This is a genomic window from Pseudonocardia adelaidensis (assembly GCF_039543345.1).
GTDB classification, from domain to species: domain Bacteria; phylum Actinomycetota; class Actinomycetes; order Mycobacteriales; family Pseudonocardiaceae; genus Pseudonocardia; species Pseudonocardia adelaidensis.
Window position 1 is genome coordinate 25,081 of record NZ_BAABJO010000032.1, and the last position, 14,005, is coordinate 39,085.

At 69.2% G+C, this 14,005-nt stretch carries 10 protein-coding genes and 1 pseudogene; 7 read left to right on the forward strand and 4 right to left on the reverse strand.

Going from position 1 to position 14,005, the window contains the following annotated elements:
- Nucleotides 1-13: 13 nt before the first annotated feature.
- Together ABEA81_RS32315 and ABEA81_RS32320 are read right to left on the reverse strand one after the other, a co-directional pair.
- Nucleotides 14-628: a sortase domain-containing protein gene (locus tag ABEA81_RS32315; protein WP_345610413.1), complete on the reverse strand. Its 615-nt coding sequence runs from the start codon at nucleotides 626-628 to the stop codon at nucleotides 14-16.
- Nucleotides 625-1,521: an excalibur calcium-binding domain-containing protein gene (locus ABEA81_RS32320; RefSeq protein WP_345610415.1), complete on the reverse strand. Its 897-nt coding sequence runs from the start codon at nucleotides 1,519-1,521 to the stop codon at nucleotides 625-627. Before ABEA81_RS32320 ends, ABEA81_RS32315 begins: the two co-directional genes overlap by 4 nt.
- A gap of 1,136 nt (nucleotides 1,522-2,657) precedes the next feature.
- Here ABEA81_RS32320 and ABEA81_RS32325 point away from each other — a divergent pair.
- The 3 genes from ABEA81_RS32325 to ABEA81_RS32335 all read left to right on the forward strand — a co-directional run bounded on the left by ABEA81_RS32325 (nucleotide 2,658) and on the right by ABEA81_RS32335 (nucleotide 5,012).
- A complete protein-coding gene (locus ABEA81_RS32325; RefSeq protein ID WP_345610416.1) occupies nucleotides 2,658-3,059 on the forward strand; it encodes a site-specific integrase in 402 nt (133 codons plus the stop codon).
- A 30-nt stretch (nucleotides 3,060-3,089) separates the two neighbouring features.
- Entirely contained in the window at nucleotides 3,090-3,335 is a 246-nt protein-coding gene (locus ABEA81_RS32330) for a hypothetical protein (RefSeq protein ID WP_345610418.1), read from the forward strand.
- 555 nt (nucleotides 3,336-3,890) lie between these two features.
- Entirely contained in the window at nucleotides 3,891-5,012 is a 1,122-nt protein-coding gene (locus ABEA81_RS32335) for a tetratricopeptide repeat protein (protein ID WP_345610419.1), read from the forward strand.
- Here ABEA81_RS32335 and ABEA81_RS32340 read toward each other — a convergent pair.
- A pseudogene (locus ABEA81_RS32340) lies at nucleotides 4,979-5,537 on the reverse strand (NUDIX hydrolase). The gene ABEA81_RS32335 and the pseudogene ABEA81_RS32340 overlap by 34 nt on opposite strands.
- A 740-nt stretch (nucleotides 5,538-6,277) precedes the next feature.
- On the opposite strand from ABEA81_RS32340, the gene ABEA81_RS32345 reads away from it, so the two are divergent.
- The 4 genes from ABEA81_RS32345 to ABEA81_RS32360 all read left to right on the forward strand — a co-directional run bounded on the left by ABEA81_RS32345 (nucleotide 6,278) and on the right by ABEA81_RS32360 (nucleotide 12,296).
- Nucleotides 6,278-7,027 carry an LppU/SCO3897 family protein gene (locus ABEA81_RS32345; RefSeq protein ID WP_345610421.1) on the forward strand — a complete coding sequence of 250 codons (750 nt, stop codon included), beginning with the start codon at nucleotides 6,278-6,280 and terminating at the stop codon, nucleotides 7,025-7,027.
- A gap of 108 nt (nucleotides 7,028-7,135) precedes the next feature.
- On the forward strand, nucleotides 7,136-7,414 hold the full coding sequence (locus ABEA81_RS32350; protein ID WP_345610423.1) for a hypothetical protein: 279 nt from the start codon (nucleotides 7,136-7,138) through the stop codon (nucleotides 7,412-7,414).
- 368 nt (nucleotides 7,415-7,782) lie between these two features.
- A complete protein-coding gene (locus tag ABEA81_RS32355) occupies nucleotides 7,783-9,747 on the forward strand; it encodes a hypothetical protein (RefSeq protein WP_345610424.1) in 1,965 nt (654 codons plus the stop codon).
- 68 nt (nucleotides 9,748-9,815) lie between these two features.
- A complete protein-coding gene (locus ABEA81_RS32360; protein WP_345610426.1) occupies nucleotides 9,816-12,296 on the forward strand; it encodes a DUF4328 domain-containing protein in 2,481 nt (826 codons plus the stop codon).
- Between the two features lie 93 nt (nucleotides 12,297-12,389).
- On the opposite strand, the gene ABEA81_RS32365 is transcribed toward ABEA81_RS32360, so the two are convergent.
- On the reverse strand, nucleotides 12,390-13,664 hold the full coding sequence (locus tag ABEA81_RS32365) for a site-specific integrase (protein WP_345610428.1): 1,275 nt from the start codon (nucleotides 13,662-13,664) through the stop codon (nucleotides 12,390-12,392).
- Nucleotides 13,665-14,005: the final 341 nt, after the last annotated feature.

A 14,005-nucleotide genomic window follows, 5' to 3' on the forward strand; every position in this document is an offset into this window, starting at 1 on the left:
CCGTCCGGCTCTGCTACTCGCCGCCCGCAGCGGTATCGGGCGCGAGCTTCGTGAACGCCACGACGTTGTCCACGTAATGCCCGGCCTTCTCGTCGAACGAACCACCGCACGTCACCAGGTTCAGCCGCACCGCGTCGTCACGCAGGTAGACCCGCTCGCCGGGGAACGCGACCTTCTCGAACGCCTCCACCGACTCGACGACGAACCGCAGGGTCGTGCCGCCTTCCTGCTCGACGAGCACCTCGTCGCCCGGCACGAGCGAGCTGAGGTGGGCGAACAGCCCGGGGAACCCGGGCTGCCCGTCCGGGCCCCGACCGTCCACGTGGGCGGCGACGACGGCGGAGCCGCGCTGGCCCGGCTTCGTCTCGTCGCCGTCCTCGTCGATGTCGTCACCCGCGAACCAGCCCGCCACCTCCGGGTGCTCGACCGGCGGCACTTCGAGCGCGCCCGTCGCGTCCCGGCCGAGGTACATCAGGTCGGACTCGGCACCGAGCTTCGGGATCGAGATCGACACCGGGTTGGCCACGGCGGGCGGGGTCGGCGGCTGAGCGGGTGCTTCGGGGGCAGGTGCGGAGCACCCGCCGACCAGGAGGACGGCGAGCGCCCCGAGCCCGACGAGGGACCTCACCTGTTCGCCGGCCCGCCGCCGGTGGCGACGCCGCCCACCGGCACCGGGATGGAGCCGCTGTAGCTGTAGTCGCTCACGGAGACGGCGCTGCCGCCCGACGAGTCGTCGTCGCTGTCGTCGCTCGACGAGTCGCTGCTGTCACCGTCGTTGTCGCTCTCGCCGTCGTCGCTGCTCTCGCTGTCGCCGTCGTCCGAGTCGTGACGATCGCCGCCGCCGCTCTCGCAGGCGATCCCGTCGTGGTCGCTGTCCAGGCCCAGCCGGTAGCCGGGCTCTCCCACGCGTATCGGGGCCGCGCCGACGGCGCGTGCGTGGGCGCAGTTGACGAAGACGGGGTGGTCACCCCAGGAGGGCCAGTCGATCTGCCAGGAGGGCCAGTCACCCCGCCCGTGATGGTCCTGATCGCGCCCACCGTGGTCGCGCCCGTCGTGGTCGCGCCCGTTCTGGCCGCACCGGTCGGGTCGGCCGAGGTCGCTGACGAAGGCAGCGGGCTCGACGTCCCCGGTGACGACGTCGTCGTCAGGAGAACCCTGGTCCGGCCCGTCATCCTCGGCGGGCGCCGGCTCGGCGTCCCGGGTCCGCGGCGCGGGACGCTCGTCCTCGATGGGAGGCTGCGGCTTGGCCCTCGTGGGCTCGGCAGGCGCCTCGATCGCGGCCGGCGGCGGCGCATCGGTGTGGATGGGCTGCGGGTCGGTCGTGGGCAGGGGCACGTCGATCGCGGGCGGCGGCGGCGGGGGCGGCACCTCGGGGGTGGGCGGCAGCGGCGGTGTGACCGTCTGCTCGACGTCGCACCCGTGGCGGTTCGGCCCTCCGATCGGGTCGCTGGCCCACGCGGGCGTCGTCGCCATGGCGAGCGAGATGAACGTGGCGGCGGCCACGGCGGCAGTCCTCTTCAACGTGCCTCTCCTGAGTGGTTGACCGGCAGTGACTGTGCATGGCGGTGCCACGGCACGGTCCTGCCGAAGCGGATCGGGGTATCCGCCAAGGTGTGGGTGGCCGGAGTGCTGGACGGGCGGCCCGCGGGGGCTTCGCGGGCATCACGCAGGCCGTTGCACATCCGGGCCGGCTGTCGCAGCTGCGACGCGCAGTTCGGCAGGGACCTCCAGTGCGAGGGTCGGGCTGGCAGCGTGCGACACGCCGATCGGGGAGCTCGAGCCGCCCCCGCCGCGTTCCTGCTGGCCGGGGGCGTGGATTACGCCGGCGATGTCGATGCTGGACGCCACGCCGTTACCCGCCCTGCCCCGCCCGCCCGGCCGGACCGGCGGCGTGACGTCGGGGGTAGTACGTCTGCGCGATGCGGCTGGCGCATTCGCCCCCCTGCACCTTGGACCGTATGGGCGCCGCGATCCGGGACGATCAGGTCGTCGAAATGGTCGGAGGAGGGGGTCTTCAGCGTTCTCGGCCAGGCTGTGCAGGACCTGGAGTGGGTGAGGACTCTCCGGCGCCGTCGCCGTTCTGCCCTTCCTGGTCCACAACCGGATAACGATCCGGTTGCGGTGGACTCCGAGGGTCACGCGATCCCGACCGAGTGCCGCCGGAGCATCCGAGGCATCGCGATGGGGCGGGTGGGACTCGAACCCACGACCTGACGGATTATGAGGACGATTTTTCCGCAGGAACGGCACCGCCGCTACCAGCGCGTTCGCGGCTCCGAACGCCACAGAGACGCTGGTAGCGGCCACATTGCAGGGTTACCGGCTCTCACCTGGTGTCACCTCGTTGACGCCGGTGGGTAGCCGTCTCACCGGTACGTCGCCGGTACGTGGACCTTCCGTCCGAAGTAGACGCACTGGTGGCTGCGAACCCTAGGCTCCGAACATCCGCTCCGCGCCGTCGCCGTCCGGCCCGTCGTCCCATTCCTCCGGCGGTTCGTCCTCGGGCGGGTTCAGATGGGCCAGGCGGTTGCTCGCGTACCTCCGCGGCGGGTGGGAGACCGGTAGGCCGAAGTCCCGGAAGTCGCGGCGCGTGGTGCCGCTGGACTCGTGGCTCGTGGACGACCTCCGCGAGTACCTGCGCGACCACCCACACGCCCTTGTTCCCCGCCCGCTACGGGCGCACCGCCCCGGGCCTGTCACGCGCGGAGGCCACCGCTCCCGCAAACTACAACTGGGGCGTGCCGGTCGAGCCGGGCACTCTCTACGCCAACTACCTCAAGCCCGCGTTGACGGCCGTGGGGCTGCCGGCGCCGGGGGTGCGTGGTGTCCGGCTGCACGACCTCCGCCACACGTTCGCGGTGCTCTCGCTCTCGGCGGGGGCGCACTGCATGCAGGTGTCGAAGTGGCTCGGGCACGAGAGCTACGTGACCACCTTGACGATCTACGCGGACTACATCGACGAAGCCGAAGGCGGCAAGGCCGTCCCGCTCGCGCGCGCCCGACCGCGCCAGACCCCACCCCCGATCGGGGGGCAACGTCGTGCCGTTCCGGCGGCGTAACGCGGGCTAGCGCCCGACGGAAGGAGTGACATGGCGACGACGAAGCCGGACATCAAGTCGATCAAGCTCAGCGATGTGTCGCTGTGGGCGGCCGACGACGGCAGCATCCACATAACGAGCGACGACCCCGACGCGAAGGGGAACCTCCACACCTACGTGAACAACAACCCCGCGTCCAAGCGGTATCACCCGGCGATGTACGCCCAGTTCGCGCGGATCCTCACCAAGCTCGGCAAGACGGTGCCCGGCTGGGAGGACGACCGCGCGCCGGAGTAGCCCCCTGCTGCTCGCTACGGCCACGAGAGCCCCGGCCCGTCTACTCGGACGGCGACCGGGGCTCTCGCACGTCTACGGCCTTCTCCGGTGGCGCGAGATCCACCCAGCCGCGACTGTCCCGAGCGGTCCTGATCCCGACCGTCAACATCACCCACAGCTCCGGGGTCACCGGGCACCTCCGCTTGTCCGATTGGCCCCGCACCGGGGCTCGGGTTCAAGTGGAGCAGGGCAGGCAAAGCCGATCTTGGTACGGATGCTCTCGCGTGCTCTCTCGCGCTCTTCACAGTGCACGGGCGCTCCCACGGCATCGTGGCGCGATCGTTACCACCACGGCCACGGCACGGGCACGGCCCCGAGCAGCACGAGGACGCCCACGGCGGCCAGCAGCACGAGGATGACGAGGCACCCGAGACACGCCGTCCGCCCCCGCCGGGCAGCGGCGTGGGATGTGGGCGGCGGGGGCGGAGCGTGCCCGTGCGGGCCGACCCTGTGGCGCCTCCGGTCCCGAGTCACAAGGGCCTATCGCGACCCGGCGAGGGCCGTTAGCACGTGCGGTTGCACGTGCGGTTGCACGAACGTCGTCTACCCGTGCCGCCAGGGCCAATCACGATCATGACGTCGACCAGTCTCAAGACGAAGTTGTCCCGGTGGGAGAACGGACACGAATCGGTCGGCCTACCGGAGTACCGGCGACTGTTCCGTGAGATCTACGGCCGGACGAACGCCGAACTCGGCTTCCCCGACGAGCGCACCGACGGTCCCGCTGACGAGCTGCGGGACCGCATCGCCGTCGCCCGCTCCGTCGATGCCGTCACCGTCGCCGCGTTCCACGGCCAGATCGAGCAGGCCCGCGTACTCGACCGACAGTTCGGCGGCGTGCATCATCTCGATCAACTTCGCCACCAGATCGACCACATGCAGGAGCTGCTCGCGCACCTGCCGGCCGTCGGCCAGCGAACCGCACTTGCCGGGGCCCTCACGGAGGCATCAGCGCTCGCAGGGTGGCAGGCCCTCGACCGCGAGGACCACACACAGGCGTGGGCGCACCACGAGCGCGCGAAGCATGCCGCGCGCGAAGCTGGATCGCCGCTGCTCCTTGCACACGCCACCGCACAACAGACGGTGATCCTGCTCGCGCTGGACGGCACGGCTCCTGCCGTCGAGCAGGCCGCGTACGCCCGCAGCATCGCCACCGGCGGCCCGGCCCTGATGCGCGCGTGGCTCGCCGCCACGCACGGCGAGACGCTCGCTGCCGCCGGCGACCGGGACGCCGCACTGCGCGCGTTCGACGACGCTTACGGCCTGCTTCCCGCCGATCCCGTCGATCCGGCGCTGCCGTTTCTGTTCCTCGGCGGGGCGCACCTCGACCGGTGGCGCGGGAACGCGCTCGCCCTGGTGGGCGACGCGGATGCGCTCAACCAGCTCACGGCGGCACTCGCGCGGCTACCACCGACGTGGGCGCGCGCACGGTCCCGACTCCTGGTCGATCTCGCGTACGCCCACGCCGCCGCGGGCGACCGGGACGCCGCGCTCGGCCGCGCGCGAGGCCAGGGCGATCGCCCGGCAGATCAGCTCGGAGCGCCAGCTTCGGCGCCTCGATCGTCTGGTCCTGCCGCAGGGTCAGGCAGCATGATCGACGTCCGTCACGCCGGCCGCGGGTTGCGGGTGGCCAGGTAGTAGAGCAACGGCACCAACGCGCCGCTCCCGAGCAGCTCGCCGCGCCAGCTCTGGGACGCGAGCGAGGGGCACCCACTCGACGCGGCCCACTTCCTCCGTGTCGGTCGGCTCGCCGACCCGCTCCGCCTGACGCCACAGGTAGACCGACATATGAGCGGTCGCGTTACCGGGTAGCGGCTCGAACCCGATGAGCTCCTCCGGTGGCCCGACCGGGGACCAACCCGACTCCTCGACAGCCTCCCTCACCGCGGTGGCGGCCGGGTCCTCGCCGTCCTCGACCAGCCCGCCGAGTAGCTCGTACCCCCACTGATCTGTGGGGAAGCGGTAGCGGTGCAGCATGAGCACGGTGTCGGCATCCTCGTCGACGATCATCGCGACGGCGATCCGTCCGAAGTGGACGACGTTGTAGTCCCACCGCTCGCCGTTCGGCGCCTCGACGTCGACGAGCCCCAGGCGAACCCACGGGCTGCTCTCGTAGATCGTCTTTTCGCCGAACGTGCGCCACGCCCCATGCTCGTCCGCCACACAGCGCACAGTAGGAGCATCCGGAGCGCTCAGCATCGGATGACGGAGTGCGTGGGGCGAGGTCAGCGCAAGATCGCCGATATCGGCGCGAGACCTGCAACGGTGCGCTGTTGTTCAACCTGCGTCGCTCAGTGAGGGCGGGACGCCGGCACGATCACTGCCAGGTACTCGGCGACGACCATGCCATAGGCGTCGCAGATGCCGTGTGTGCCGGACGCCGTCATGAGTATGAGACCTGGCACGGGTTGGCCCTTTCCGGCCCCAATCGAACCTGGAGATCAGCCAAGCAGGAGGCGTGTGCCTAATGCATGACTCCCCCGGCGACGGACACCGCCGCGCGCAAAGACGGGCCAGGCACGTACTCGGTCGCCAGTCCGGGGCCCGCGCATTCGGTCAGCGTCCACGACGGCGGCCACCCACGGCCCGGGTGGCCACCACCGCTACCTCCACGATCAGGAGTCACACCGATCTTCTTACAGACCAGAGGTGGGCGAAAGCCTCGACCGTGCGGTTTGTCAAGGGAGAAATGGTAATCTGGCAAGAAATAAGCCATCCTGGCGTGAAGTGCACGTCTGATAGATTTGCGATCAGACTTTCGCCAACGCGTCGACTCACGTTCAGGTCGCGGCGCGGGCGTTTCTGAGGCAGTAGCGACAGGGGGCGTATTGACGGGATCAGGAAGCGGTCGTCTGGCGCGACGGCACTTCCGAGGTCGTGCGCTGGTTTTGCTCGCGGTCGCCGTGCTCGTCACCGTGCTCGGCGCCACCGGCTGTGCCGGGCCGGTGTTCGAGAACGATAGCTGTGTACAGCCTGATGGCGGTGAGGACTTCCGATCGGCAGACTGCACGGAACCCGGTGCGCTGCGGGTCCTCGACGTCCGGAGCCAATCCGAGTTCTGCCGTGACATTCCGGCCGTGACGACCGTCTATCAGGACTGGGACGACTCCCACAAGTACTGCCTCGGGCCGCCCGACGCCGACCCGACGACGGCGATCAACACGGCACAGCTGGGCGATTGCGCCTACACGGAGGGGGACGGCCGATCGCATGTGCGGGTTGACTGCGCGGATCCGGCGGCGCAGCTGCAGGTCCTGCATCGGGTCGAGGGGTATGCGGTCGCGCTGAACGAGTGCGCGTCCGTCCCGGGTACCACCGTCGAGTACGAGTGGCGCCTCGATGGCAAGGGCGGCCTGGCGCAGCTGTCCTTGGACAACATCTACTTCTGCTTCGGACCCGCCGGGGTCGACCCTCAGACGTTCGTCGAGCTGGCGCGACCGGGTGACTGCATCGCGGAGACCGGTGCGACACCGGAGTGGGTGATCGTCGGCTGCTCAGCTCCAGAGGTGGCTTACCGGGTTCACGGGCGTGCGGACGGTTGGGCGGCAGCCGTGACCGCCTGCCAGGACACACCAGCGGCCACGATGAGGCTGATGGAGAACGGCCGCGGGCCGATGCAGGAACCTTTCACGCTCTGCCTGGGGCCGCTCTAGCCGGCGGGCATCCGCGGGAAACAGGGGGATTCGATGCGTGCGTTCGGGCACGGTGGATGGGCGGGGTCTCGATCCCGGCGATGGTGGCTGTTCGGTGGTGCGGTCCTCGTGCTGGCTGTGCTCGTCGGTGCGGGTGCCGCGCTGATCGGCGTTGCCGCACGGGAGCCGGTCGCCGCTGCGGCAGACGATCCGCGCTCGGAGTCCGACGCGCCGCAGGAGCCGACGGTGCAGCTTTCGCTCGCGGAGTCGGATGACGGCGAGATGGAAGCGCTCGAGGAGCTGGTCGGGAACTTGCAGGAACTCGTGGATCAGGCCAAGGCAGTCGTGGAGCAGGACCAGGAAGAGAACGAGAAGGCGGGGCACGACCGTCAAACGGTCGACTGCTGAGCTGGCCCCGGGGGGAACCACAACATGGGATCACCAATGCTGGCCGGTGAGGCGCCCTGGTGGCGCCGCCGCACCGCGATCCTCATCACCGCGTTTGTGCTGGTCTCGGCATTTACCGCGGGCGGCATCGCGGTACTCGCCGCGGGGACGCTGCACGTCGTGCAGCACGCCGGCGCGACGGTCGGCTCCGGGGCAGGGGTGCGCTACCACGGCACGGTCACCGACTCCGGCGGCCTGGACACCGATCTCGACGTGACCGTCGCCGCCGACGGGACCGCATACGGCCGCCTGCAGCGTCCGTTCGGGGCGGCGGCCGAGATCGGGTTCGTCGGTGCAGACACCATGATCAGGGGAAACCGGAATGGTGGATGGGCTACGGACCAGTCGAGGCGGGCGGGCTGGCCGGCAAGTGGATTGCCAATCCACCTGCCTGGGCGACCGGGGTCGAGTCGATCGACCTGCTCACGCCCTCGTCGCTCGGCCGCGCCCTGGCTCCGCCGGGTGACGAGTCGTGGACGCGGACGGGTGACCGCGACATCGATGGCCGAGCGGGGCAGGCCTGGTCCGACGGCAGCCGGCACGTCGTGGTGAGCGCGGACGGGCCGCCACAGCTCCTCGCAGTCGACGTTCCACTCGTCGAAAGCCCCTACTCGTTGACGCTGCCCGACGATGATCGCACCGCGCATCCAGCGACTCGCGACGAACAGGATCGCGGACTCTGGGAGGCGCAGATGGAGGCGACGGTCACCACGCCTACAGAAGATGAGTTGGAACAGCTCGAAGAACTGCTCGGGGAGGTCGAGGAGCTCGCCGGCAACCTTGACGAGATCGTCCAACAGGTAGTGCCGGACGCCGAAGCGCCCGCGGATCGCCCCACCGGCGAGGAATGCAGACCCCGCGACGAGCCGGGGCGGGGGCCGGAGGGCGAAGGCCTAGGTGCCACCGGGCCGCCTGGGGCACCTCCGCAGTCACCGCTGCCGGATCCGTCTCTCCCATGGCAGCCACCGAACCCACCGCCGCCGCCTGGGCCTGGACCGGACGGCGTGATCGGCCGCCGGCCGTCGGCGTCTGCCGGCGAACCGCCGCCGCTCGATCGGACCGGTCCAAAGGACGTCATCGGTGGCCAGCCGTCGGTGCCGCTCGGTGGGCCACCGCCGCTCGACCCGACCGGTGGCGTGGACTTCTCGTCGCTCGAACTCCGGTACATCCGGGACAGTGACGCCGGTGACGGCCTCGAGTACGCGTTCTCCAGCAGACCTGGCGTCGGTCGTGGACTCCTGGACGACCCAGGTGCCGGAGACCGACAGGCATCCGATGCCTTCTTCGTTTGGCTGGCGCTGCCGCCGTCGAGCTTCTGGGTCAACCTCAACCCGGATGAACCGGATCGGATCGTCGACCCGCGGCTCGCCAGGACCGACGTCGGCCGCATCTTGCTGGAAGCCGACCTGGAGATGAAGAAGGTGAGTGCTCGCCTCCTGCATCCGGACACCCCGCTCGGGCAACGCTTCTGGGATTCGGTCGAGCACTACCGCGACGGGATCTGCAGCTTCACGCGGTACTGGATCGTTCCCGGGCCGGCGACCGTCTCGGAGAAGGACGGCAGACTCCACATCCTCGACGCTCCGCTCCAGGTACACACGGAGTCGGTTGTTCCGCCGGAGATCGGCGTCGAGGTTCCGGGTGAATGCCACGGCGTGCCGCCGAGCATTGTGGAACACAACGAGACGTTGGAGCGTGATCTGGTTCGCCCGGAGATCGAGCGTGCGGTCAACGGATCGCCCGAGTTCGCTGGTCTCAGGCGGGTGTACCCGAGCCGGGTGGCAGCCGATTGGTATCGCGATCGCAGCGAGAGCGAACCCACGCCGGTCGACGGGATCGTCGACGGCGAGGACGTGAGCCCGTGGGTCTCCCGGGTCGGCTGGTCGCCCCGCGAGGTGTTCGACAGGTACGTCGAATCCCTTCGGAACCACGAGCTGGACGTGGTCCGGGAGGAACGGCATGGCGACGCGCTGTGGCAGAGGCGCTACATCGTCGGGGGCGTCGACTGGAGCGAACTGGAGTTCCACGAGGTCGACCCGACTGAGATCGGGGCACGCCGTCCCGGGATCACAAGCGTCGTCGCGGCGTCGTTCCAGCGGCCGACGACCGATCCGGAAGGACTCGTCTGGCGCGGCTCCACCAGTGAGCTCCCGCAGTACTGGCGGGAGTCCGGCTGGGGGGACTGGTTCTACGTCGTGACCCCGCTCTTCGTGGGATTCGTGGCAGTCGGGCTACCGGCATGGCTGCGTCGGCGGCGGAATGCGCCCATCGAACCAAGCGAGAGCGTGACATGAGCGTCGAGCAGGAAATACAGTCATCGGCCGACAGACGGCGAGGACCGTTGGCTTGGCTGCATCCGCCCGTGCACGTCGTCTGGGCCCTCGTGCTGGTCGGCGCGGTCGCCCCACCAGTCGCGATCAGCTACGGCTGCTGGCAGCTCTACCGGACCGCAGCCCGGCTCGCCACGGGCTCGCCGATGGGCGCTTACGAGACATCCCTGTCGTCGATCACGACGACAGCCACTGTCGTGGGAAGCGCGCTGGTTGTGCAGGCCGGGGTGGGGCTGGCCTTCCTCGCATGGCTCTACCAGGCACGGAAGGGCTCGGAGAGGCTCTCACGAGCAGCACACCGGTATGGCCGCGGCTGGGCGATCGGCGCCTGGTTCGTCCCAGTCGTCAATCTCCTACTCCCACCCCTGATCGTCGCCGATGTCCTGCAGGCGAGCAGCACCGAGGCGGCGCCGCGCACCAGGTCGGTGACCGCATGGTGGATTGCGACCTTGCTCGCGAGGCTGACTCACGTCGCCGCGTGGGTGGACCTCGGTGTGACGCTCGCCGGCGACCTCTCCCCGTCGAGCCTCCTGGCCGTCGCCGTGATCCACACAGCCGGAACGCTGTGCTCCCTGGTCGCAGGCCTGCTGCTCGGCACGATCATCATCGCCGTCTCCGACGGGCGGCGGCGGCTGGCCGCCCGGGTGCCCGAGCAGACACGTGATGAGAGCGACGACGACGCCGCCGAACCGCTCGCCTCACACCGATCCGCAACTCCCGACGAGCTCGCGCCAGAAGGCATCGGACGCTGGTTCAGTAGCGCCTTCTCGCTCATCCGTCGCAGCGCCGCGCCTCTGATAGTGCTTGCCGCCGTGGCAGCCGCCGCGGACGCCGTCGATCTGCTGAACTGGATGACCATCGAGCCGACGGGCGACGGATTATGGTTCGGGTCGGCCGGAATTGGGATCGGGGACGCCCGAGGGACCCTGACCGGTGACGGGGACTGGGCCACGAAGCTCTATTCCCTGTTCGCGCACATCATCCGGGCGACCTTTTACAGCGCGGCGATCGTAGTCATGGTTCGGCTCGCGTCGGGGGACGTGACGTCCGCGCTGGTCGGGTTGCGGGTCGCCGTGCTCCGCCTGCTCCCGCTGCTCGGATGGCTCCTGGCGACCATCGCGATCCTCATGGTCGGCCTGCTGCTCCTCGTGGTGCCAGGCGTTTACGTCCTGATCGTCACCGTGCCACTCATTGCTGTGGTCACGCTCGAGAAACGTGGAATTCGGAGGTGTTTCGAGCTCGTCCGCGGCCGGTTCTGGCCGACGGCTGCACGCTTCGTCCTGACGATGACGATTCCCCAGCTATGGTGGCTCCTTGCCTACGGACTCTCGTTCCAGATCGTGGAGCAGTCGGCGGTCTCGGCCCCGCTGTACACCGCCCTGGCTGTCCCCGGATACGTCATCACAGCCGGCTTCTTCGCGGCGACGTACGTGGAGTTGAAGTTCCATGACGATCGACGGAAGGGAAGCGCGGGACACCCTGATGAAGCGTCGGGCCCCGCGCTGGAAGAGGTGAGTAGCCCCAAGAGAGGTGGTGAACCGGAGGCACCGACCGCTCCGGACGGTGGAGTGGAGAAGCAGGCGGACGTGTCCACGGCGCAATCTCAGGACATCGCCCCGATGGAAGATGATTCGCCTGCCGATCCCGACGGGCGGTCGGCAGACCTGGCCATCGTGCTCGCGATCGTCGGCGCCGCCATCGTGCTCATCGCACTAACCGCGTTCGTGACAGTCGGCCTGATGAAAAACCTCTCAGATCGGCCTGCCGCAGACCAGGCCACTGATCCGAGCCCGTCTGCCATCAGTACGAGCAACCCGCCGGTCAAACCGACCGCTACCGACCTCATCGCCGCGATGCTCGCCCAGACCCGGCGGGACGGATCCGGGACGTTCCACGTGTCATCGCCCGGTATCGAAAACTTCGACACCGAATCCGACGGACGGTTTATTTATGAGGGCGATGCGGTGTCTGTCGGAACGAGTGAGATCTACCTCGGATTTCCCACGGCGAGTGTAGTGCTGGACGGCCGCAGCTGGGTCAAGATTCCCGATCCGTCAACATTGCCGCCTGGTAAGAGCTGGATCGAGTGCCCACCGATCGGGTCGGGTGATCCTGGGAAGGACCTCCCGTACAGGTACTGCACGATGACGTGGTGGGCCCGGGAGTACGCCGATCCCGCAGGCCTGCTGAGCAGGGCGGGAGCCTCCGTCACCCTGGTGAGTTCGATTCCGGAAACGCTGGGCGCGACGCCAGCAACGCGTCATCAACTGCGGATCGACTGGGCTGAGGCCGCGACCCTGCAGACCGATCCCGAGTGGCGGGCGTGGTTCGAGACAAGAGCAGAAATGAGTGGTGTCGAGACCATCAATCTGTGGGTGGATTCTCAGTCCAGACCGCTCCAACGAACTGCTGAGCGGGACCTCGAGCTCGCCGATGCTGTGGGAGCGGTCACGTACGGCGATTGGGGTAGGAGACCGTCGCTCGCGCCGCCATCCAGTGATCAGATTGCTTGACCCGCCAGCTGGGGAGGACTGCTGGACCTGCGCGCCCGCGCTCTACTCGCCGTGGCCACCGTGGTCGGTGTCGTTGGGAGCGAAGCATCGATTTTACTCGGTGGTCTGCTGCCGCTTCGGTAGGCGGGAGCCGAGCAGCTCGGCCGCTTTCCGGTCCGACGCCGCGACCCATGCCGCGTACACGCGCAGCGTTGTAGCTCCCCCACCGCCATGGCCGAGACGACCGGCGACCGTACGGAGATCGACACCCGCCGAGAGCAGCTCGGTTGCCGAGTAGTGGCGGAGGGCATGCAGGTGCGTGTCGATCCCCAGCCGCTCCGCCATGTCCTTGTAGCGGCTCGACACCGCGTGCGGCGAGTACGGCTTGCTGTGGTCGGGGGCCCTCACGCTCGTGAACACGTACGTCTGCTCCGAGAACGGTCCGCCGAGTTCCGCGAGTCGGGCCTGAACGCGGGCCCGGTGCTCGCGCAGGAGTGCCACCGTCTCCGAGTCGAGCGCGATGCGCCGCATCTGGTGGGTCTTGGTGTCCTTCTCGACGCCGACGCCCTTGTGCAGGGTGTAGGCGCGCCGGATCTCGATCGTCTCGCCGTCGAGATCGACATGCCGCCACCGGAGTGCGCACACCTCGCCGCGCCGGATGCCCGTCGTCATGACGAGCCACACCAGCGTTCCCCAGTCGTCGTCCATCTCGAACGCGGCGTCGAGCAGGCGGGCGGCGTCGACCGCCGACGGCGGGTCGGGTTCCGGTGCCTTCTGCCGCGGGCGCTGGGCGACCCGTGCGGGGTTCGACGCGATCCACTCCCACCGCAGGGCGGCCGACAGGGCGGCGCTGATGATCGAGTGAATCTGCCGCACCGTGGACGCCGCCATCGGGCGGCAGACATGCGGGCGGCACTTCGCCTTCCCGCAGTCGTGTTCTGCGTCGGCGGACCGATGTTCGACGAACGGGCGGCCGTCGCAGCGCACGCGGCAGCGGCGCAGCTCGCCGTACAGTCTCTCCAGCGTCCGCGCGGTCATCCGGTCGGCTGCCACGTCGCCGATCGCGGGCACGATCGTGCGGTCGATGTAGCCGACATACGTGCGCCGCGTCGTGTCCTCCAACTCGGCCGTCCGCAGCCACTCGGCGAGCACGTAGGAGAGCGTCACCGCGGACGTCGGGGCGCGCTGCGCGTTCACCTCGGCGAGCAGTCTGGTCAGCACCTTCTGCGCACGCTTCTCGGCAGCCCGGTCCGTGCCCCGCACGGTCTCGTTGCGGTACACGCGACGGCCGGTGACCGGATCGTCGCCGGCGTAGACGCGCACGCGCAGCGAGTTGCCGCGCTTCTCGATCCGGCCCCGCTTGCGGCTCTCAGCGTCCTGACCAGGCATGTTTCGGGTGCTACTCGCACCCAAACCCGCACCCGGCGCTCGAAGTGATCGTTCGACGTCTAAATTAGCTGGTCAGAGGTGGGGCGGGTGGGACTCGAACCCACGACCTGACGGATTATGAGCCTGACAAGTGATGTCGCTCACAGCTATTTCCTCGGCGTTCGTCAACCGCCGTTGCTGCACACGGTGCGTCAGAGGCACGCGCGGACCACGCTTCGCACCCACTCTCGCACCCACGAACCCGAACCACCCCAGGAACATGACACAGACGACTATGGCGCGAAAGCTGCCATCGCTGACGCCCCGAGCGAGGCGGCACACCGGGGCCGCCCGAGCCCGTG